The 21,816-nt window shown below is 68.2% G+C and carries 12 protein-coding genes; 5 read left to right on the forward strand and 7 right to left on the reverse strand.

All coding sequences use genetic code 11. The features are described from left to right. The 3 genes from VFQ05_00745 to VFQ05_00755 form a co-directional block, all read right to left on the reverse strand. A partial coding sequence (locus VFQ05_00745) for a hypothetical protein (GenBank protein HET9325280.1) occupies positions 1–482 on the reverse strand: 482 nt, incomplete at its 3' end. A 285-nt stretch (positions 483–767) separates the two neighbouring features. Then, entirely contained in the window at positions 768–1,664 is an 897-nt protein-coding gene (locus VFQ05_00750) for a DMT family transporter (protein ID HET9325281.1), read from the reverse strand. Between the two features lie 25 nt (positions 1,665–1,689). Continuing rightward, positions 1,690–3,093 (reverse strand): MFS transporter, encoded by a 1,404-nt coding sequence (locus VFQ05_00755; GenBank protein HET9325282.1) that lies wholly within the window; start codon positions 3,091–3,093, stop codon positions 1,690–1,692. Between the two features lie 425 nt (positions 3,094–3,518). Between VFQ05_00755 and VFQ05_00760 the strand changes: the two genes are divergently transcribed. From VFQ05_00760 to VFQ05_00775, 4 genes are all read left to right on the forward strand, one after another. Continuing rightward, a complete protein-coding gene (locus tag VFQ05_00760; protein ID HET9325283.1) occupies positions 3,519–11,036 on the forward strand; it encodes a S8 family serine peptidase in 7,518 nt (2,505 codons plus the stop codon). A gap of 101 nt (positions 11,037–11,137) precedes the next feature. Then, a complete protein-coding gene (locus VFQ05_00765; protein HET9325284.1) occupies positions 11,138–11,821 on the forward strand; it encodes a methylamine utilization protein in 684 nt (227 codons plus the stop codon). Next, positions 11,805–13,775 (forward strand): protein kinase, encoded by a 1,971-nt coding sequence (locus tag VFQ05_00770; GenBank protein ID HET9325285.1) that lies wholly within the window; start codon positions 11,805–11,807, stop codon positions 13,773–13,775. The genes VFQ05_00765 and VFQ05_00770 overlap by 17 nt, the downstream gene beginning before the upstream one ends. Continuing rightward, positions 13,772–14,899: a hypothetical protein gene (locus tag VFQ05_00775; protein ID HET9325286.1), complete on the forward strand. Its 1,128-nt coding sequence runs from the start codon at positions 13,772–13,774 to the stop codon at positions 14,897–14,899. Before VFQ05_00770 ends, VFQ05_00775 begins: the two co-directional genes overlap by 4 nt. A gap of 15 nt (positions 14,900–14,914) precedes the next feature. On the opposite strand, the gene VFQ05_00780 is transcribed toward VFQ05_00775, so the two are convergent. Together VFQ05_00780 and VFQ05_00785 are read right to left on the reverse strand one after the other, a co-directional pair. After that, positions 14,915–16,720 (reverse strand): amidohydrolase family protein, encoded by a 1,806-nt coding sequence (locus VFQ05_00780; protein ID HET9325287.1) that lies wholly within the window; start codon positions 16,718–16,720, stop codon positions 14,915–14,917. A 46-nt stretch (positions 16,721–16,766) separates the two neighbouring features. Then, a complete protein-coding gene (locus VFQ05_00785) occupies positions 16,767–17,489 on the reverse strand; it encodes a TonB family protein (GenBank protein ID HET9325288.1) in 723 nt (240 codons plus the stop codon). A gap of 135 nt (positions 17,490–17,624) precedes the next feature. Here VFQ05_00785 and VFQ05_00790 point away from each other — a divergent pair, with 135 nt between their 5' ends. Further along, positions 17,625–18,731, forward strand: coding sequence for a hypothetical protein (locus tag VFQ05_00790; protein HET9325289.1), 1,107 nt, complete (start codon positions 17,625–17,627; stop codon positions 18,729–18,731). Between the two features lie 4 nt (positions 18,732–18,735). Here VFQ05_00790 and VFQ05_00795 read toward each other — a convergent pair whose 3' ends face one another. Both VFQ05_00795 and VFQ05_00800 read right to left on the reverse strand, forming a co-directional pair. Continuing rightward, positions 18,736–19,998, reverse strand: coding sequence for a heavy metal-binding domain-containing protein (locus tag VFQ05_00795; protein HET9325290.1), 1,263 nt, complete (start codon positions 19,996–19,998; stop codon positions 18,736–18,738). A gap of 25 nt (positions 19,999–20,023) precedes the next feature. After that, the gene (locus VFQ05_00800) at positions 20,024–21,673 is read right to left on the reverse strand and encodes a galactose oxidase-like domain-containing protein (protein ID HET9325291.1); all 1,650 of its coding nucleotides are present in this window, start codon (positions 21,671–21,673) and stop codon (positions 20,024–20,026) included. Positions 21,674–21,816: the final 143 nt, after the last annotated feature.

Here is a 21,816-nt window from a genome sequence, read left to right on the forward strand (position 1 = left end):
GCCTGTTCTCGAGGCTCGGTGACTTGCACACAAGTCACCCGCACCGGTGCGGGTAGAGCGCGGATCAAAGTAGGCACGTCCGGCTTCGGGAAACGCTCGGCCAGCAAGTGCTCGATCTCCGACTTGCTCTTGTGTACCGAGGCGGTGAGCAGGTCCTGCGCGTTCTCCGGCGTCAGATGGGGCTCGAGCAACAGAACCCCACTCACGTGCAGCTCTCCCTTCGCCAAACTCGCAAAGATCGCCGGGAACGTGCGAGCGGCACGCGCGGCCGTGATGCGCCTCCACGCTGTATCTTCGGACAGGTGCAGCTCACCCATGCAATAGGCATACATCGATGGGTAACCGGCTGGCAGGTAGAGCTTGCGCGCGTCCACCTCGGCGATGAGCGAGAGCAGCGTGGCCGTGGTAGCGCGGTCACGAGAGATGGCGGCGGCCAGGTCGCGAAGGACGGCCCGGTCGGTGAGATGAGTGTGCGAGTACATGATGGGCTCGACGGGGGCGGGTCGCCGAGGGCTAACGTGCTCTTTGTATCACGGGCTCTCTCTGCGCACTCAGCCTCGCGGCACACACCGATCGCAAGCCATCGCACGCGTCTTCTCACCCGCGCCGCTTCGAGTCATCAGCGCATCAACTGAGGCATCCTCGCGCGATTAGAGTGACACACTGCGGAGAAAGGCGCGATCGCCCGGCAAGACTCGTCAAGCAAATTCGCGAATCCACCCGCAATTACGAGCTCGGGTTGGCGCAACCGCACGACAAGGTCACTCTCATCTCAGGAACAGCACCACCACGCCGGCGACTGCCAGCAGCGCGCCGAGGAGGCTGCGGAGCGTGAACACCTCGCCATGGAATCGTGACGAGATCAGCAGTGTCAGGACCGGATTGATGGCGATGATCGAGGCGGCCACGCCCGCCTCGATGTAGGCCAGCGCGGCGAGCGAGAGGACGACTCCGAGCACCGGGCCGAACACCGTGCCACCCACCATGGAGGCCGCCGCGCCGCGATCGCGGACCGCGCCCAGGGTCGCTCCGACCTGCCCGCGCAGGATCGCCCAGCTCCAGATCGCCACGGCGCCCACGACGATGCGGATGACGTTGGCCGACAGCGGGTCGAGTCCGGTTCTCAGCGCGAGCTTGGAGAGCACGTAGCCGATCGCCTGGCCGAGCGCCGCCAAGAGCCCGGCGACGACTCCTGCGGCAAGCTTGCCGTGACGGCTGGCGTGCGGGTGGGCCTGCTGCTCCATCAGCACCCACACCACGCCGCCCACGGTCAGCGCCACGCCGAGCAGCGCCATCGGTCCCAGGCGCTCGCCGAGCACCGGCCACCCGATCGCCGCGGTCAGGATCGGCGCCAGCGAAGACATGAGCACGGCGCGGCCCGCGCCGAGGATCACCAGCGCTCTGAAGAACCAGGTGTCGCCGATGGCGAAGCCGATGAGGCCGCTGGCGGCGAGCAGGGCCACCGCCGAGCTCGAAGCCCACGAGGGCCATGGGGCGCCGCGCGTGATCCACAGCGCTGCGGCGAGCAGCAGCGCACCGACCAGCAGCCGGTGACGGTTGAGCACCGCTGCGCCCATGCGCCTTCCGGCGACGGTGAAGAGGTTGGCGCCGATGGCCCAGCAGAAGGCGGTGCCGAGGGCGGCGATCTCGCCGGCGTATCTCATTCCGGCCGACCAGGCGCCCCGTGGCTCAGGGCTCGATGGCCTCGGGGACCGCGGCGCCGACCGGCGGCGGCTCGGACTTGCGCACCGGGTTCATGAAAGGCAGGAGCCCGATGCCCACCAGGCCGAACAGGCAGTCCACCACCAGGGTCCGCGGATAGCCCCAGCGCTCGACCAGCCATCCCTGCCAGTTGGCGGTGTACCAGATGACGAGATTCTGCATCGCCATGTAGGCGGTGAACTGCGTGGCGGCCACGGCCTTGGTGGTGATGTCCATGAAGAGCGCCGCGCGGGTGCCGTAGTAGAGGCCCTGGAAGACGTTGTAGACCAGCACGGCGGCCCAGAACACGGAGACCAGCGCCGGCGCCGGCACCGGACGGTTCGGCATGGTGGTCGAGACGGGCATGATCCATCCGTGCTGGTGCATGACCCATGCGAGGTAGAAGGTCGGCAGCGTGGTGCCGAACACGTACAGCGCCAGCGCGCGCCGCCTTCCGAAGCGATCGGAGAGCCAGCCCCCCGCCACGCAGGCCAGCGCGGAGACGATCGTCGACCAGAGATTGAGCAGCGCCACCTGTGGATCGCTCAGTCCCAGCTCGACGGCCAGATTCGACTGCAGAGCGAGGCCGAGCGCGAAGGCCCCAGGGGGCAGCAGCGCCTGGAAGACTCCGACCCACGCGGCGCGGGTGCCGGAGAATGCCCGCCAGGCATCGCTGACGAAGCGACCGAGCTCGCGGACCGCCGCTCCCACCGCCGAGCCCTCGCGCAATGGACGCGCTGGCCCTCGGGGCTCGCGCATCGGCAGGGCGATGGTCACGGTCACCAGCAGGATCATGGCGGCGACGAAGAAATACGTGTTGGAGAAGCCGAGCAACGGCGCCAGGAAGAGCACTCCGGAGCCACCCACCGCCTGACCGATGTAAGCGCCGGAGAACATCAGTCCGTTCGCGAGTCCGCGCTCGTCATCGCGCAGCACGTTGACCGCGAGCGCGTCGATCGCCACGTCCTGGGTGGCGGCAAAGATGTTGTGGAAGAGCAGGAGGATCGTGAACAGCCGGGTCTCGGTCGAGAAGTTGACCGGCCACGCGACCATCAACGTGACCACCATCATGGTCTGCGCCAGCACGATCCAGAGGCGCCTGCGGCCGAATCGGTCCGAGGAGAACACGTCGACGAAGGGGCCGACCACCCACTTGAAGGACCAGGGCAGGTAGAAGGAGCCGACGAAAGCGCCGATCTCCGCAGGCCCCAGACCCTGACGCCGCATCTGGGTGGCGATCGCCGTGGCGACGAATCCGAGGGGAATGCCCTCGGTCACGTAGAGGAGGAAGAAGGCGGCCAGCCGTCCCCGGCGACTCGCGAGCGGATCGGGAAGGCGCATCGGGCGGCAGGGTGAGGCGAGGTCCCCCGGAGTGTCAACCGATCGAAACAATCCCTTGACCGCTTCGGGACCAATCCATAGTTTCGGGCTCGTGGTCCGTCCAGGCCCGGGCCATCGACGAAGGTCAGGTATCTCCCCGTCGCGAGGGCCACTGCCCATGGTCACTCGACGCACCGCCACTCGTCATCGCCGTGCCTGGCTCTGCTCCGCAGGGCTCGACCGCGCATGGCCCCCGCGCGCGTCGGTCGACGACCGGTTTCTTTTCCTCGCGATCCCGGCCTTTCAAGGACTCGGCCGCTGCCCAAGGACTCGGGCGCACTCGACACGTCAGGCTCTCCACCTCGCTCCACGCCACGGTCGAGCCCGCGCTCGAGGAGGTCCTCAGGCACTCGCCTAGCTGACGCACTCCCGTAAGTCTCGGCTGAACCCTCGCCCTCGAAGGCTCAGGTCGTTCCCCTTCTTCGGAGATACCCCCTATGTCGAAGATGGCACGATTCCTCGCATTCCTCGCGGTCAGTTGCTCGATGCTCCTCTCGGCCGCCGCGTTCGCTCAGGCGCAGGCCGTACGACCCATCCCCGGTGAGCTGCTGGTGCGATACAAGAAGGGGGTCGGTCCCTCGGACCGCGCGCTGCTGCACGCGCAGATGAAGGGCAAGGCGCTCAAGCGTTTCGACTTCATCGACGTCGAGCACATCAAGCTCGACAAGGGCGTCAGGACCGACGACGCGATCAGGAAGCTCAAGGGCAATCCCAAGATCGAGTACGCCGAGCCCAACTACGAGGTGCAGGCGTTCGTCACCCCCAACGACGCGCGCTTCCCCGAGCTGTACGGGATGCGGAACACGGGGCAGACGGGCGGGACCGCGGGCGCGGACATCAAGGCGACCTCGGCGTGGGACGTGTTCACGGGGAATCCCAACCTGCTGCTGGGCGTCATCGACACCGGCATCGACTACAACCACCCCGACCTGATCGACAACGTGTGGACCAACCCGGGCGAGATCCCGGGAAACAGCGTGGACGACGACAACAACGGCTACGTCGACGACGTCCATGGGTACGACTTCGTCAACAACGACGGCGATCCCTTCGACGACAACGGTCATGGCTCCCACTGCGCGGGCACCATCGCCGGCACCGGGAACAACAGCATCGGCGTCGTGGGCGTGAACTGGCGCGCCAAGGTGGCCGGCATCAAGTTCCTGAACTCCGGCGGCTCCGGCTCGACCGCGGCGGCCATTTCCGGCGTGCAGTACTCGATCGTGATCGGCTGCAAGCTGACCAGCAACTCGTGGGGCGGAGGCGGGTTCTCGCAGGCCTTGCTCGACGCCATCAACGCCGCGGGCGCGGCCAACCAGCTGTTCGTCGCCGCGGCCGGCAATTCGACCCAGAACACGGACGTCACCCCGAGCTACCCGGCGTCCTACAACTCGCCGTACATCATTTCGGTGGCGGCCACCGACCACAACGACAACCTCGCCAGCTTCTCGAACTTCGGCGCCACCAGCGTGGACCTGGCCGCGCCCGGCGTGAACATCCTGTCGCTGCAGCCGGGCGGCGGATACCGGCTCCTGTCCGGCACGTCCATGGCCACGCCGCACGTGGCGGGAGGCGTGGCGCTCGCGATGGGCCGCTTCCCCAACGCGCCGAACACCCAGATCAAGCAGCTGATCCTCAACTCGGTGGACGTGAAGCCGCAGCTCGCCGGCAAGTGCCTCACCGGTGGGCGGCTCAACGTGTTCCTCGCGATCGCCGACCCGGACGAGACGCCGCCGGGCGCGGTCGCCAACCTGTCCACCGCCAATCCCGGCTCCAACACGATGGGGCTCGCGTGGACCGCGACGGGGGACGATGGCAACACCGGCCGGGCCTCGAGCTACGAGATCCGCTATTCCACCTCGCCGATCACCGACCTGGCGAGCTTCCAGGCCGGGACGCTGGTGCCGGGACCGGATCCCCAGCCCTCGGGGTCGAGCGAGACCGTCGAGGTCGCGGGGCTCTCGTTCAACACGGCGTACTACTTCGCGCTGCGCGCCAGGGACGAGTTCGGGAACGCGGGCGCGCTCTCGAACGTGGCCACCGGCACCACGCTGGGTGAGCCGAACCTGTCGGCCTCCCCCGCGTCCTTCTCGGCGAACCTCCTCACCGGCGGCGTGGCGACCCAGACCCTCACGGTCTCGAACACCGGCCAGGGAACGCTCGACTGGACCATTCCGATTCCGGAGCTGAACTTCAGCCAGCCGGCCCCGCAAGAGCCGACCGTGATCGGCAAGGGCAACGACGACTGGCGGATCGGTCCGCCGGTGTTGCAGGGCTCCGGCGGGCCGGACGGGTTCGGCTACCGCTGGAAGGACAGCAACGAGCCGGGCGGGCCGCTCTTCTCCTGGATCGACATCTCCGCGACCGGCACCCAGATCCCGCTCACGGTGGACGACGGATTCGCCGCCGCCATCCCGATGGGGATGGACTTCCCGTTCTACGGGAGCACGTTCAACACCCTGCGGCTCCACTCGAACGGCTTCCTCTCCTTCACCACCACCACCGGTGCGTTCGACGACAACCAGCCGCTGCCCAGCTCGGGCGGCGCGGCGAACCTGGTGGCGCCGTTCTGGGACGACCTCGACTTCCGCACCACCGCGGGCAGCGCTCGCGCCTACTACCACAACGACGGCACCCGGCTGGTGGTGAGCTGGGTCAACGTGCCGCACTTCGTCTCGAGCGGAACGCCGACCGGGCCGTACACGTTCCAGGCGATCCTCTACCCGACCGGCGAGATCGTGTTCCAGTACCTGAACATGAACACGCCGACCAACTCGGCGACGGCCGGCATCCAGAACGCCGCGCGCGACGTCGGCCTCACGGTGGCATTCAACACCAGCTACGTCGCCAACAACCTGGCGGTGCGGATCGCGCCGCTGCGCCAATGGCTCACGGTCACGCCGAGCTTCGGGCGCGTCCATTCCGGGCAGAGTCAGGACGTGACCGTCCGCTTCGATGCCACCGGCCTGGACGGAGGCCTCTACACGGGCGCGATCGAGGTCAACAGCAACGATCCCGGTGGCCCTTCCGCGCACGCCGCGCAGCTCTCGGTCACCGGCGCGCCGGACCTGGCGGTCAATCCCGCCAGCTTCGACTTCGGGACGCTCTTCGTGGGCGCCGCTCCGACCAAGACCATGACCGTGTCCAATCCCGGCACGGCGCCGCTCGACGTGACGGCGATCCAGAGCAGCGATCCGACCGTCACCGTGGACCAGGGAGTGTTCACGCTCGCCCCGCGGGCGGCGCGCAACGTGATCATCACCTATCACCCCACGTCGCCCGGAGCGTTGAACGCGACGCTCACGCTCCAGAGCAACGACCCGGACACGCCGTCCAAGCTGGTCCCGGTCGTGGGGAACGCGGTGCCGGCGCCGGTGTTCGCGGTGAATCCGGAGTCGTTCGACGTCTCCCTGCTCACCAACACCGCCACGACGCGAAATCTGCGCGTGTCCAACTCGGGCGGAAGCAACTTCGTGTTCACCGCCGAGCCGATCATCCAGACCCCGAGCGGCACGGTGGTGGTCCAGGGTGACGCGGACAACGTGGACCTGCCCAAGGACGCGCCCGACGTGCTGTCGGGTCCTGTGGCCCAGAAGTCGGGCGGTCCCGACGTGTTCGGCTACACCTACCAGGACAGCGACGAGCCGGGCGGCCCGACCTTCTCGTGGGTCGACATCAGCGCCACCGGCACGCTGATCCCGTTCAACGGGGACGACCAGAACCTCGGGCCGTTCCCGATCGGGTTCTCGTTCCCCTACTACGGCGCGACCCAAACCCAGTTCAAGCTGTGCACCAACGGCTGGCTGACCTTCACCACCACCAACACCCAGACCACCTTCACCAACACCACGCTGCCGAACACCGGCACGTCGGTGCCGCCCAACATGCTGGCGATGTTCTGGGACGACCTCGACTTCCGGCCGGCGGAAGCACCCAACGCGCGCGTCTACTACCAGTACGACGGCACGCGGCTGATCATCCAGTTCAAGTCGGCGGAGCGGCGGCTGGAGACGGTCACGCCGAGCGACTTCGAGATGATCCTCTATCCCAACGGCACCATCGTCTATCAGTACCTGGCGATGAACATGACCACCAAGAACAGCGCCACCATCGGAATGCAGAACGCGACCCGGAACGACGGGTTGCAGGTGGTGTTCAACGCCGCCTACGTCAAGAACGCCCTGGCGGTCCGCTTCCGTCCGCCGGCGCGGTTCCTCACCGTGAACCCGACCGGCGGAACGGTCCCGCCCGGCGGCTTCGTCGACCTGACGGTGGGCTTCAACGCGGGCGGCCTGTTCGGCGGCGACTACGCCGGCGCGGTGCGCATCGCGGGCAACGACCCGGTGCTCCCGACGCGAGACATCCCGGCGCTGCTCCACGTCACCGGCGTGCCGGACATCGCGACGGCGCCGGCCTCGCTGGACTTCGGGATCGCGTATCTCGGCTTCCCGCAGCTCCGTCAGATCTCGGTGCAGAACAACGGCACCGACGCGCTCAACGTCTCGGGCATCAGCTTCGACGATCCCGCGTACGGCGTGGATCAGAGCAGCTTCTCGGTGCCGCCGCTCGGCAACGCGCTGCTGTTCGTCTCGTTCAACCCCACGACCGTCGGGCCGCGCCCCGCGACCATGACGATCGCCAGCAACGATCCGGACACGCCCGCGAAGGCGGTGCCGCTGACCGGCCAGGGACTGGTGGCGCCGGACGTGCGGCCCGACCCCGCGAGCCTGAGCGCGTCGCAGACCATTCCGGGCTCGGTCCAGCGCACGCTGACGCTTTACAACGATGGAGGGAGCGACCTGAACTTCGTGGTCGGCACCCAGCTCACCGCGAGCTCGGTCACCATCCACGAGAGCCTGGATCTGGAGAAGGAGGAGAACGACCCGCGTCCCGGCATCCTCGGGAGCGGCGGTCCCGACCAGTTCGGGTACCGCTGGCGTGACAGCGACGATCCGGGCGGCCCGGCCTTCGACTGGGTGGACATCACCGGCATCGGCACCCCGGTCACCTTCGCCACCGGCGACGACGCCAACAGCCAGAACCACCCGATCGGGTTCAACTTCCCCTACTACGGCGGCACCTTCAACTCGGTGAACATCTGCACCAACGGCTGGATCTCGTTCACCGCGACGCAGACGTCGTTCAACAATCAGCCGCTGCCGACCAACGCGACCTCGACGGCGCCCAACATGATCGCGGCGTTCTGGGACGACCTGAATCCCGGCACGGCCACGCCGCGCGTCTACCGCTACAGCGACGGGACGCGGTTCATCGTGTCCTACGTCGGCGTGCCGCGACTGACGTCGGGCGGCCCGTACACGTTCCAGATCATCCTCTATCCGAGCGGACGCATCGTCTACCAGTACCTCGACATGCAGGGCACGCGGCTCAACGAGGCCACGGTCGGCATCCAGAACGCGACCAAGACCGACGGCCTCACCGTGGCCTTCAACGCGCCCTACGTGCACAACGGTCTGGCGGTCGAGATCGCGACCATTCCCGAGTACCTGACCGTCAGCCCGACCACGGGCACGATTCCGGCGGGCGGCTCGGCGAACGTGATCGCGACCTTCAACACCACCGGGCTCTTCGGCGGCGCTTACGACGGCGCGCTTCGGATCACCAGCAACGATCCGGACGAGCCGCTGGTGAGCGTGCCCACGCACCTGACCGCGATCGGCGTGCCCGACGTCGCCGCGGTCCCGGCCAGCCTCGACTTCGGCTCGGTCTACATCGGCCTCACCAAGGACCTCCCGGTCTCGGTGAGGAGCGTGGGAAGCGACGTCCTCAACGTGACCGGCGTCAGCTTCGACAATCCCGCGTACAGCCTGGTGTCCCCGCCGAGCTTCCCGGTCTCGGTCGGATTCAACGGGTCGCTGGGGCTCACGGTGCGATTCACGCCGAACGCGCCTTGCGCTCCATGCACGGGCAACCTGCTGATCGCGTCGAACGACCCCGATGCGCCTTCGTTCGCGGTGCCGCTGTCAGGCGCCGGCGTGGTGCCTCCCGAGATCGAGGTGTCGCCGTCTTCGATGGCGGCGGCGCTGGCCACCACGCTCGGCCCCACGGCGATCCAGAAGACCAAGAAGCTGGTGATCGCCAACACCGGTGGCAGCGACCTCGACTGGACGGCGGCCGCCTTCGAGACCGGCGGACCGGCCAGCCAGGGACACGACTACATCGAGCTGGCCAAGGCCGAGGACGTCGCGGGCAGCGAGGAAGGCGTCGATCCGCGACCGGGGATCCTCGGGTCGGGCGGGCCGGACGCGTTCGGCTATACCTGGAAGGACAGCGACGATCCGGGCGGGCCGACCTACCAGTGGGTGGACATCTCCACGATCGGCACGGACACCGACTTCCCGGACTACGCGCTGGACAGCAACGTCGGACCCTATCCGATCGGCTTCGCGTTCCCGTTCTACGGGCAGACGTTCACCGAGTTCCACGTCTGCGATAACGGCTGGATCAGCTTCACGAACGGAACGTCGACCGCCTTCACCAACCAGCCGTTGCCGAACGCCGCGAGCGGCGTGCCCGAGAACATGCTGGCGGTGTGGTGGGACGACATGATCTTCGACTCGGGCGACAACGCGTACGTCAAGTACCACAACGACGGAACGCGCCTGATCATCGAGTACTTCGTCCGCCGGATCGCCGACTTCACCCCGCCGCACTACAATTTCCAGATCATCCTCTATCCGAACGGCGACATCGTCTATCAGTACAAGTTCTTCGACGTGCAGGTGCTGAGCTCCACCATCGGCATCCACAACGGCACCAAGACCGACGGCCTCACGGTGGTGCACAACGCCGCCTACGTGCATCCCGAGCTGGCCATCAAGTTCAGCAGCCGTCCCTCGTGGCTGACGGTGGCGCCGTTCTCGGGAACCGTCGAAGCGGGCGCTCCGCCCGACACGGTGATGGTGACGTTCAACGCCACCGAGCTCGAGGACGGGGACTACACCGGCTTGGTGCGGATCGGCAGCAACGATCTGGACGAGCCGTCGACCAGCGTTCCGGTGTCGTTGCACGTCGGTGTGGCGCCGGCCGTGGTCGCGGTCAATCCCAACACGCTCAATCGCAACTCGAACGGCAACTTCGTGAGCGTCGCGGTGACGCCGCCCGCTCCGGCGACGCCGGAGCAGATCCTCACGTCGAGCCTGCTGCTCCAGCGCTCGGTGCCGGTGGATCCGCAGGGGCCCGTCGATTACGAGGAAGGGATCGCCTATTACAAGTTCGATCGCGCGGATCTGCTCGGGATCCTTCCCGAGGGTGACGCGGTTTCGATCGAAGCGATCGGCGAGGTCGAGGACGTGACCTGGTTCTCGGCCACCGACGAGGTGCGGCTGCTGAAGCCTCACTTCTCGACCGTGTTCATGCCAGGCGGCAGGACGCGCCTGTCGATCGGCTCGCAGGTCAATCTGCAGTGGACCGACCCGGTGGGCCACACGCCGGCGAGCTACGACATGTCGTTCTCGGCGGATGGAGGGATTACCTGGCTGCCCGTCTTCACGGGGCGGACGCAGCGGAACTTCCAGTGGACGGTGCCCGCCTGGTCCACGGATCACGGCATGCTCGAGCTGGTCGCCGTGGACGCGGCCGGTCCGATGGGCGTGTGGCTGCAGGAAGACGTGGAGATCCTGCCGGGCGTCACGGGGATCGACACGCCGCTCCCGAAGGTCTTTGCGCTCAAGTTCTCCGGACCGAACCCCGCGCCGGGACGAGCCGACATCGAGCTGGCGCTGCCGACCGCGTCGGGCGTGGAGGTGCGGGTCCACGACGTTCGCGGCGCGGTGGTGCGCCATCTGGTCGATGGCAACCTCGAGGCCGGCATCCATCGCCTGCGCTGGGATGGGCGTGACGCGGGAGGCCGCCGGGTTTCCGCCGGCGTCTACTTCGTCCGCGCCGTGGCGGGCCGCGAGCAGGGCAGCACGCGACTCGTGATGCTGCCGTAGGCGGCGCGCATCAGGGAAGCGAAGCGCCCCGGCGAGAACCGCCGGGGCGCTTTCGCGTCTCGCCGTTTGCGGTCGAGGACGGCCTGGATAAGATGCCCCGCGTGACTCGCGCTCGGCGGTGGATCTCGAGACTCTCGTGGCTCGCGCTGGCGCTCTCTCAGCCGGCGCTCGCGGCCGCTCTCGAAACGCTGAACGGCCGAGTGGTGCTCCAGGAGCGCGGCAAGGCGAGCGCCGAGGTCGCGGCCGCGATCGTCTACTTCGTGCCCGATCAGCGCCCTGCCTCGCCGGCTCCGGTGCGCTCGGAGATCACGACCCGCAATCGGCGCTTCTCGCCGCGCACACTGGCCGTACCCGTCGGCAGCAGCGTGAGCTTTCCCAACGAAGACGCGATCCAGCACAACGTGTTCTCGCTCTCCCCCGGCAACCGCTTCGACCTCGGCCGCTACGGCAAAGGGGAAAGCCGCGCCCAGAAGCTCACTTCGCCGGGAGTCGTGCGCATCTTCTGCAACGTGCATCGGGAGATGGCCGCGACCGTTCTGGTGCTCGACACGCCGCACGTCGCGCGCCCGGGATCTCGGGGTGAGTTCCGCGTCGAAGACGTGCCTGCGGGTTCGGGGACGCTGCACGTCTGGCATCCACGTGCAGAGCCGTGGCAGCGGGCCCTGACGCTGCCGTTCGGCGACTCGCTCGAAGTCAGGCTCTCGGCCACGCTGCCCGCGGTTCCCGCGCATCTCGACAAGACCGGCAGACCCTATCGGGACGATGCCGATGACACCTACCGCTAGACCGTTCAGGCGATCGCTCGGCGGCCGGCTCTTCCTGCTCTCCGGCGGTCTCGTGCTCGCGGCCATGACCGCGGCCGTGGGCCTCACCGCGTGGCGCGCGAGCCAGGTGGCCAATCAGTGGGTCCAGGAGACGCTGCGCGCGTCCTCCGAAGCGCAGGCCCGAGTCCATCACCAACGGCTGACCCAGCTGCGTCTCATGACTCGGTTCATCGCCGCCGATCCGAGCTTCGCCGCGTATGTGACCGAGACCGACCCGACCTCGGCGCGCGACCTGCTGCTCGAACGCCAGAGAGAAGTGGAATGCGATCTCATGATCGTGCTGGATGCGCGTGGCGTCGTGCGCGCCCGGACCGATCGTTCCGGCGCCGCTGGGGAAGACCTCTCGTCCGAGCCTTCGGTGGCCACGGCCCTCGAGCACGGCGAGACCACCGGGCTCATGCGGGATGGGGCGCGCTACTGGACGGTGGCCGTCGTCCCCATCGTCGCGGGCCAGGAGTCGCTGCTCGGGTTCCTGGTGGCGGGCATGGCGGTCAACGACGATCTGGCGCGCGAGGTCGGCCGCGGCAGCGGCGCCGACGTCGCCTACATCGCCCGCACGCCGGAGCCGGGGGTCGTGGCCTCCACCCTTGCCGACGACCCCGAAGTGCTCCGCGCCATCACCCGGCTCGCGCAGTCGCCCAACCCCGGAGAAGCTCGCCGGTCGCGCCTCTCGGTCGGTGGCCGCACGTGGGCGGTGCAGGTCACCGCTCCGACCGGCGAGGCCGCGGGTCGCGACGATCTGGTGGCGGTGACCATGGCATCGCTCGACCGCGTGCTGGCGCCGTTTCGGCGCATCGAGCGCGTCCTCATCGGAGTCGGATTGGTGTCGCTGGCCGGCGCGTTCGCAATCTCGTGGCTCCTGTCCCGGCACGTGACCCGGCCGCTCGAGCGGCTGGCCGATGCCGCGGAGGCGGCGCGCGAAGGCCGCTACGATGCGCCGCTCGTCGTTTCCGGCGACGACGAGGTCGCGCGACTGGCCCGGGCGTTCCGTGGCCTGCTCGGCGAGCTGCGCGACGAGCGTGAGATGGAGGCGTACCTTGGAGCGCTTTCGCGCTCGCTTCCTGAATCGGAGCCCGCACCGGCCGATGGCGAGCTCCTGAAACCGGGCAGCACGCTCGCCGATCGCTACGAGATCGTGACGCGGCTGGGAGCCGGCGGCTATGGCGTGGTCTACAAGGCGCGCGACCGCCAGCTCCAGGACACGGTGGCGCTCAAGGTGCTGAGACCTGGAGTCGCCGCCAAGCCCGAGCTCGATGCGCTGAAGGAAGAGCTGCGCATCGCGAGGCGCATCACGCACCGCAACGTGCTTCGCACCCACGACTTCGGAGAAGCCAACGGCGTGGCCTTCATCTCGATGGAGTTCGTGCGTGGCATGACGCTGCGGGAGCTGCTGGAGCACACCGCAAGGCTGCCCCTCTCGGTGGCGCTCCGTCTCGCGCGTCAGCTCCTCTCGGGCGTCGACGCCGCGCACCGCATGGGGGTGGTGCACCGCGACCTGAAGCCGGAGAACCTCATCCTGGATGCCTCGGGGGTGCTGCGCATCATGGACTTCGGGATCGCCAGAGCCACGCGGATCCGCTCCGCGCCCGGGGACCGGAACACGGTGGTCGGAACCCCCGGCTACCTTGCACCGGAGCAGCTCGGTGGCGATCCTGGCGACGTGAGATCGGATCTCTACGCGTGCGGCGCGGTGCTCTACGAGATGTTCTCGGGGGGGCCGCCCTTCTCGGCGCTGGATGCTCACGAGCTCTGGTACCGCGTGCAGAACGAGGATCCCGTTCCGCTCGCGCAGGTGGCGCCGGGCACGCCTCCCGATGTGGCGAGCGCGGTGATGCGCTGCCTCGACCGCGACCCATCGCGTCGCTTCGCCAGCGCGGCCGACCTGCTCGAGGCGTTGGCCAAGGTCGAAGCATGATCGCCGCCCCCTTCCTCCTGGCGGGACGTCTCTGCACCGCAGCCATCCTCTGGCAGGAAGCCGGCATCGATTCGGCCGCGACGTTCGCGCCGCCTCCTCCCGATGAACACTTCGCCGCGCGCGCCCTCGAGCCCTACGCCGACCTTCGCTCGTGGATCGAGCGCGTCGAGAACCGCCCCGGCTTCAGCGAGGATCTGCAGCGGACCCGCGCCACGCTGCGCGCCGGCCTTCGCTTTCGTCCCATGGCATCCCCCGCCGAGGCGATCGCCGGTCTGCGCGCCAGCCTGGGCAGCGACCGCAACGCCGAAGCGCGCGCGGCGTTCGACAACGAAGCTCCCGACACCCTCGAGGCCGACGAGCTCGCCGGGCGGCTGCGCAGCTCGGGGGGCGACGCGATCAGCCTGGGCAAGTTGCGCTCTCCGCTCGCGCTCACCGAGATGGTATGGGATGCCGATCTCCGGCCCGTGGGCGCCACGGCCGGGATCTCGCTGGACCGGATCGGGGTCATCGGCGCCCGGCTTGCGGGTGGCTGGCTCCAGCGCGCGGACTGGTCGGGTGACGCCTGGATGGCGGCGGGTCAGGCCTCGATCTCACGCGACTTCGGCGAGGCGACGAGGACGGAGGTGGTCGGATCGTACCTCGAGTTCGGCAACCTCGATGAGCTCCCGAGTCAGGGCTTCGCACGCCAGAACACGACGGTCCTGGGCCCCGAAGGGCGGCGCTACGCCGTCGACTTCCGGGTGCTCGACTTCCAGGCGGCCGTCACGTCGCGGTGGGCCTCGTTGCCGATCTCGATGCGAGTCGACGTGGCGCGCAATCTGGCAGCGGACGAGCACCACGACGCGATCCGCACGCGGCTGGCGCTGGGCGGCATCGACATGCTGGGCGGCTTCGAGATCGGCTGGATCTATCAGCGGATCGAACGCGACGCGGTGTGCGCCGCGTTCAACTCCGACGACTGGTGGTTCCACTCCCGCACCCGTGGACATTTGGGCTGGCTGGCAATCGGCGCGGGCAGAACCTTCGGTCTTCGGCTCACCGCGACCGCCGAGCAGCGCGACGACTTGACCACCGAGGTGTATCGCTATCGTGCCGAGTTCCTTGCCCGGGCGATCTCCCGCTGATTTCCCGCGAGAACATCACCGCGCGCGCAACTCCGCGATCGAGCGCACCACACCGCCCCGGGCCACGAAACGCACCGCTCGCCATGCCCGCACATCGCGCGTCGGATCCGCGGCGAGGACCACCAGGTCCGCATCCTTGCCCGGCTCGATCGTGCCGAACCGATCGCTTTCCCCCATGGCGCGGGCGCCATTTCGAGTCGAGGCCACCAGCACTTCGGACGGCGTGAGCCCCGCGGCCGCCATGGCTTCCATCTCGGTGAATACCGCCGGCCCGTGGAGCGTCAGCGGGTTGCCGGCATCGGTTCCCATCGCGATCGGGATCCCCGCCTTGCGCACCGACATCAGGTTGTTCGCCATGGTGCGGGCGCGCTGCTCTCTCACCCGGGGATCGGCCGTCGCCGGCGGCCGCATCCGTTTCGCCACCAGGTCGAGGTCGCCCGAGACGCGCGCACGCGTGAGCGAATCGACGGCGTGCGTCGGATCGTCCAGCACCGGCGGCCGGCCGGCCTTCGCCGCTTCGTAGAGCTTGCGATAGCCGTCGAGCACGGTGAGCGTCGGGCAGTACACCACCGGCTTCGCCTTCATGAGCCGCAGGAACTCCGCATCCACGGGCTTGTCCCACACGCTGTGGACCAGGAGATTCGCGCCGGCGCGCAACGCTGCCTTGGCTTCGGCGAGCCCGGTGGCATGGACGATCAGCGGCAGCCCCAGGCGTCGCGCTTCCGCTCCCGCGACACTCACCATGCGCTCCTGTGCGACGAGATCGTCACCCGGGCGAACGATGAACCACACCTTGACCGCGGAGGACCCGAGCGTCTTGAGGTAGCGAACGCCGGCTCGCGCCACGCTGTCGCTGGTCAGGTAGATGAAGTGGCGCTCGGCGGGAAGGTTGAGCCAGTGATCCAGCGTGGTGAGGAGCGGGCCCGCGGCGCGGACGTGAGGGCTCCGCGTGTCGGCATCGCTCGCGGCCTGCATGCCGACGGTCCACGGCAGACCGCCGACGTCGAACACCGCGGTCACGCCGCAGGCGAGATCCGCGCGATGGAAGCGATCGGGGTCGCGCCGCAAGCGAGCCATGGCCTCTTCATAGGGGTAGCGGTCGCGGAGATCCGCGGCGTCAGGGCGACCGTCGATCCATCCGGTCTGGGAATGATGCACGTGAGCGTCGACGAGGCCAGGGGCGATCCATCGTCCTTTCACGTCCATCGTCTCGATTCCGTTGGGAACCGCGCAGCGCGAGCGCGGACCGGCACAATCGATCTTTCCATTCCGCAGGATCACGACGGCGTCACGGATCGGGCTCCTGCCGGTTCCGTCGACCAGCGTGGCGCCAATCAAAGCGATCGGCGCCGGCGGCGTTCCCGGGAGCGCGGGAAAGGCGCTGGTCATCGCGATCCGCCATCCCGCGGGAGTCTCGACGAAGATCCGCTCCGAGAGTCCCGCCTGCTCGTCGTCGCCGTAGCGCACGCGATAGCGGTAGGTGCCGTAGACGACGCCGTCACGGATCGGCGTCACGCGCAGGTCGTGGGCTTCGAAGTGATCCGGCCAGCCGCTGCCGGCCGAGGCCGCAAGCGAATCGAAGCCGAGCTGGAAGCCTGCGGCGCCGGTGCGGGCCAGTCTGGGCGAATTCAGATAGCAGGCGAGATAGGCCTCGCGATCGCGATGACGAATGGCGTCGAGGTTGGCCTCGAACACCGCGCGCGCCGCCGCCAGATCGGCGTCGGTACTCGTGGCGGTCGTGGCTGCGGGCGCGGCAAGCACCAGCAGCAGCGCGGCCGCGACGATGCCGCGCCAGCGTGCGAAATGGCAGGACGTCGACATGCGGCGCGAGACCCTACAACGATCTCGCGACCACGTCACGCGGGGCTCAGTGGAGCGTGTAGCGGAAGGGCAGCTTCATCCACACCATCACGGGGTGGCCATTCTGCATCGCCGGCGTGAACACCCACTTCCGCGCGGCTTCCAACGCGGATTCGTTGAGCATCAACTCGTTGATCTTGGGATCGATGTGAGCCTCGAGAACCCTTCCGTCGGCTCCGACCAGGACGTCGACGATCACCAGTCCTTGGACGCCGGCTTGCTTCGCGAGCTCGGGATACTCGGGTTTCACTTCGCGCGCCGGCGCCGGCAGCTCGTCCACGAAGAGGACCTCGCCTCGCCGGTTGACCGGCCCGACCTGCGCCGGAGGGGCGGGCGGCACGCCTCGCGTGCCGGCTTCTCCCGTGATCGGCGGACCTTGCGCATCGGCAGGCGGCGCGAGGGTCTTTTCGGCGTTCTCAGGCGTGTCGGCCACCGGCTGCGGAACGCCCACCTGCTCCTTCGCCGCGCTGGGCTTCACGCTCGGCATCTCCGAAACCGGCGAAATCGGCGGGATGGCGACGTTGGGCTCGATGAAGATCGGATCGAACTCCACTTCACGGACGCGTGGGGGCGAGTGTGGAAGCACCAGGCTCAAGGACCAGGCGACCGCGAACAACAGACTCGCCAGCAGGCTGCCGAGCGCGAGCGCGCGTGAAAGATGCGGGCGCTCCGCGTCCTGCAGATCGGGCGCACCGTAGGGCATGAAATCTCGCAGGAACGCTGCGGTCATGAACGACCTCCAACACCCGGTCTGCTCACGACCCGGTCGGCGCGAATTCGCCTGGCCGACGAATGGTAGGACATGGGCATTATCCCGCCGACACGAGGTCGCGTCCACGGCTTTGAACCCGAGTCGGAACCCGGAATGGTTTCCAGGCTCCTCGCTGCCGAAAACAAATACGTGCGCAATCGGCTTCTATTCCTGGCTGCTCTCGGCCTCGCCTTGCTCGGCCCGCTGCTGTCCTGCGGCGGCAAGGTCAAGCACCCCACCTCGCCCCCACGACCCGCGCGCTCGTACCGCATGGGCTTCTCCGCCATTCCGGCCCGCCCCGATCTGGGTCAGGCGCTCGCGGCGCTCGATCTGTGGACGCGGCGAGCCGACGCGGCAATCCTTCATTTCGAGCCGCCGTGGGACACGCTGCTCAAAGGGGCGCCGATCGACTCGGCCGTGCTCCTGGTTCACAAGCCTCTCGTCGACTACTACCGCGCCAAGGGCCTGATCGTGGTGGTGACCCTGGACGTCACCAACGGTCTCGATCGCAGCGCCGAATCTCCGGCGCTGGTCGCCGCGGGTCGGAGCCTCGCCGAGCCCGCGGTGCAGCAAATCCTGAGAGGCTACGCGGTGGCGGTCGACACCATCCTTCGTCCGACCACCCTCCTGCTCGCCGCCGAGACCAACCTGATCCGCGCCGCGGCGTCGCCCACGATCTATTCGGCCGTCGTGCAGGCCGCCAATGGGGCGGCTGCCGACATTCGCGCTCTCGATGCGGCGGTGCAGCTCGGCGTCAGCGTGCAGGTCGAGACCGCGTGGGGCCGGCTCTCAGGGGGCGGAAGCTTCGTCGGCATCGCCACCGATCTCGCCGACTTTCCATTCGTGCAGGCGATCGGCCTCTCGTCCTACCCCTACCTCGGCGGGTTCGACGACCCCGAGCAGATTCCTCTCGATTACTACTCGCGGATCACTCCGCTGCCGAAGCTGGTGGTGGAAGGTGGATGGGCCTCGGTCTCCGTGGGGCCGGTCGTGACCTCGCAAGAGGAGCAGGCCCGCTACATCCGCCGGCACATGCAGCTGCTCGACCAGGCGTCGGCGGTGGCCGTGTTCCAGCTCACCTTCACCGACCTGGATCCGGCGTACTTCCCGCCCGGCACGATCCTGCCGCTCTTCGCCACCCTGGGCCTGGTGGACATGGATCTCGCGCCCAAGCGAGCACTGGCGCCGTGGGACAGCGCCTTCGCGCGACCGCGTCGTTGAGACGCTAGCGCTGCAGGATCGTGGCGCCGATCGGCTCGTTGCCGCCACGACCATCGGTCGAGACGCGGACGACGAACGGCACGGTGATCACGCGGCCGCGACGCTGGAACTGGCCCCACGCCTTGTAGAGCCCGGTACGCTCGAAGCGCGTGTTGAAGGCGACGCTCGGACCCATGACCGGCGTCGGTTCGCGCGGATGGCTGTGCACGAACGAGGCGCGGTCCTCGCTGATCATGACCAGGTGTCCCATCGCGCCGAGAAACGGCTCGAGGTCGGTGACCGGCTTGCCGCCGCGCCGGAGGGTGAACGTCATCGTGCAGTCGGTGGCCGGAAGAAGCGGCGTGTGGGACAGCATGACGTCGTATCCGTCCACACGCTTCGTCTGATCGTCGTCGACGGTGAGCGTCGCGCGCGGTCGCTCGGCCCCTTCCACGGCCAGCTCGACCGAGACCACCTGCATGCCGACGCTGTCGGGAGTGAAGTCGTGAAACAGCGAGTAGCGGCCGCCTGACGGAAACGCATGACGGAGGGTGAAGCGTCCGTCATTCCCCGGCACGGGATGCACGTGGTCGAAGTACGAGAGATCCGAGGAGACGATCATGAGATGCAGGAGCTTCTCGTGCACGACCTGGAGCTTCGTGGCATCGAAGCCCGCCGGGTCCTTGATCTGGAAGTCGAGATTCACCTTCGAGCGCGCCTTGATCGGCGTCCGTGACGGCGTCACCTCGACGCTGTAGCGATCGGTCGTGATCATCTGCAGATGCATGCCGCACAAAGGGCAGCTGCCGGGCCGGCCGTAGGTCTTTCCGACCTCGCAATGCATGGGGCACACGTACTGCTTCGGCACGTAGGCGTCGAGCTCGGCGAGCAATGCCGGGAAGTGGGAAGCCTGTCGCGCGAGGCCCTCGGGGTCGCCCTGACCGGCGGCCTGCTGCGCCTCCAGAGCCGCGGCGCCAATGCGCGCGCCGCCGAGCATGATGCGACCCACGGCCGAATCCTGGAGTGCGCTCGTCACGCTCACCGACAGTGCAGGAATCAGCCGCGCCAGGTCCGCCAGCTCGCCGGCGTGGACGCCGGCATCGGCCAGGTCGCCCTTCTGGCGGGCCTCCTCGATCCCCCGCATCGTCTCGCGGATCCGCAGAACGGCGGCGGAATAGGTCTTTGGAGGACCGGGCGAAAGGTCGGTGGGGTGCGCGAGGACCGGGACCGTCCGAGGTGCGACGATCAGCGCAGCGATCCAGAGGAGACGTCGTCGAGAGAGCTTCACGGGATTCGCGGAGGAGCCTTGGTGGTCAATAGGAGATCAGGGCGAGCTTCCCGGTGCGCGTGACGCTCGGTGTCCACAGCCGATACCAGTAGAGGCCGCTCTTGACGCGCTGCCCGTGCTCGTCGGTGCCGTCCCAGGTCACCACTTGCTCCCGCCCCGCGTCGAAGAAGCCGTCGATCACCAGCTTGACCCGCCGGCCGGTGACGTCCAGCACCTCGACGCGGCCGACTTCGCTGCGGGACAGCGCGAACGCGATCTTCGCGGTCCCGCCGTGCATGGGGTTCGGCGAGCGCAGAGCCATGAAGTCGAGCAGGCCATCATCGGGCTCCTCGCCGACCCCGACCGGTCCGCTCGGAATGATCTGGATCATCCTGGCCAGCGAGGGGACGCCGTTGCCGTTCAGAATGAACAGCATGTAGAAACCCGGCGGCGCGAGATTGGGATTGGCGGGCGGCGTCACGGTCACGGTGCCCGGACCGATCGTGGGCGTGAGGCGGACGAAGCGCTGGCCCTGATTGAACGCATGCGTGGCGCTGTTGAGCCGGATCATCGTCACCTGGCTGATTTCGGAGGCGTTCGGCGTGACGATCGCGAAGGGCACGCCGTAATGCCCCACGGCGGGCGCCGAGGTGATAGTGGGCCGAGCCCCCTTGAAGAGATACGGCGGGGAGAAGATCTCGCAGTTGAGCTGGTCGCCGCCTCCGTTCGTGGCCTTGGGTCTGCCGCCACCCGCCGACAACACGCGGCCGTCGGGAAGCAGAAGGGACGTCGAATGGTAGAGGCGGCTGACGGCCATGTTCGCCATCGGCGTCCACACCGTGTCCCATGGCGTCCAGATCTCCGGCGTCAGCACGGCGCCGGTGTTGTTGTTGAACCCCGCGCCACTGCTTCCTCCCGAGGCCAGCACCGAGCCGTCCGGAAGCATGGTGAGGTTCAACTGACGGCGCGCGAAGTTCATCGGCCGCGTCGTTCGCCACGTCGGCGTCGCGTCATTGAGATTGATGATCTCGCACGAGCTGGTCGGAGGGTCGGCGCCGCCGGCCACCAGGATCTTCCCGTCCGCGTACTGCACCGCGCTGCCATAGCCGCGCGTCACGTTGAGCACGTGGTTCCGGGCCGACGACCAGGACCCATTCCCGGTGACGCTGAGGAAGCGCGTGTCCACGTGCGGACCGGCGACGAACACCCGACCATCGGGTGCCAGGAACGTGAACGGGTAGTACGGCAGTGACCGAACCGCGCCCGTGAGCTGCCGCCAGCTTCCGGCACCCGCCGGCGAATAGACCTCGGGGATGCTGGCATTGACCACGGTCGAGTCCATGGTGCCCGACAGCGCGAGCACGTCACCGTTGCCGAGCACGCATGCCGACGGATACCAGCGGCCCTGGAACATGTCGGGACCGGGCGTCCAGAGCGTCGGGAAGCGGTAGTCGAAGAACTCGGTGCGCGGCTCGCCCCAGCCGTCCTTCCCGAGGTGGCCGCCGATCACGAACAGCCGGCCATCGATGGTGAAGCTGTGGCCGGCGCAGAACATGTTGCTGCGGTCATTGGGAATGAACGTCGATGCGGAGGGAGCCCCGTTGGTCGGGATGTCGACGACGTAGGTCTTCGTGCTGCCCCCCAGCCGCGCGCCATTGACGTTGTAGTTGGGATTGTCGTCGTCGGCGAAGCTCATGACCCGCCCATCGGGCATCAGGCTCAGATGGATCGCGACCTGTGGCCACGAATAGACGGTCGACCACTGTCCGGTGGTTTCGGGCCCGGCCCAGGAAGGGGCGGCGGCGAGGGAGAGGACGGCAGGAAGAAGCCGTACGAATG

The organism is Candidatus Eisenbacteria bacterium (assembly GCA_035712145.1).
Taxonomy (GTDB): Bacteria; Eisenbacteria; RBG-16-71-46; order RBG-16-71-46; family RBG-16-71-46; genus DASTBI01.

Coding starts and splice junctions, on each gene's coding strand:
- VFQ05_00750 (HET9325281.1), bottom strand. CDS start 1,664: ATGAGATACGCCGGCGAGATCGCCGCCCTCGGCACCGCCTTCTGCTGG.
- VFQ05_00760 (HET9325283.1), top strand. CDS start 3,519: ATGTCGAAGATGGCACGATTCCTCGCATTCCTCGCGGTCAGTTGCTCG.
- VFQ05_00775 (HET9325286.1), top strand. CDS start 13,772: ATGATCGCCGCCCCCTTCCTCCTGGCGGGACGTCTCTGCACCGCAGCC.
- VFQ05_00790 (HET9325289.1), top strand. CDS start 17,625: ATGGTTTCCAGGCTCCTCGCTGCCGAAAACAAATACGTGCGCAATCGG.
- VFQ05_00800 (HET9325291.1), bottom strand. CDS start 21,673: ATGAGCTTCGCCGACGACGACAATCCCAACTACAACGTCAATGGCGCG.
- VFQ05_00770 (HET9325285.1), top strand. CDS start 11,805: ATGACACCTACCGCTAGACCGTTCAGGCGATCGCTCGGCGGCCGGCTC.
- VFQ05_00780 (HET9325287.1), bottom strand. CDS start 16,720: ATGTCGACGTCCTGCCATTTCGCACGCTGGCGCGGCATCGTCGCGGCC.
- VFQ05_00785 (HET9325288.1), bottom strand. CDS start 17,489: ATGACCGCAGCGTTCCTGCGAGATTTCATGCCCTACGGTGCGCCCGAT.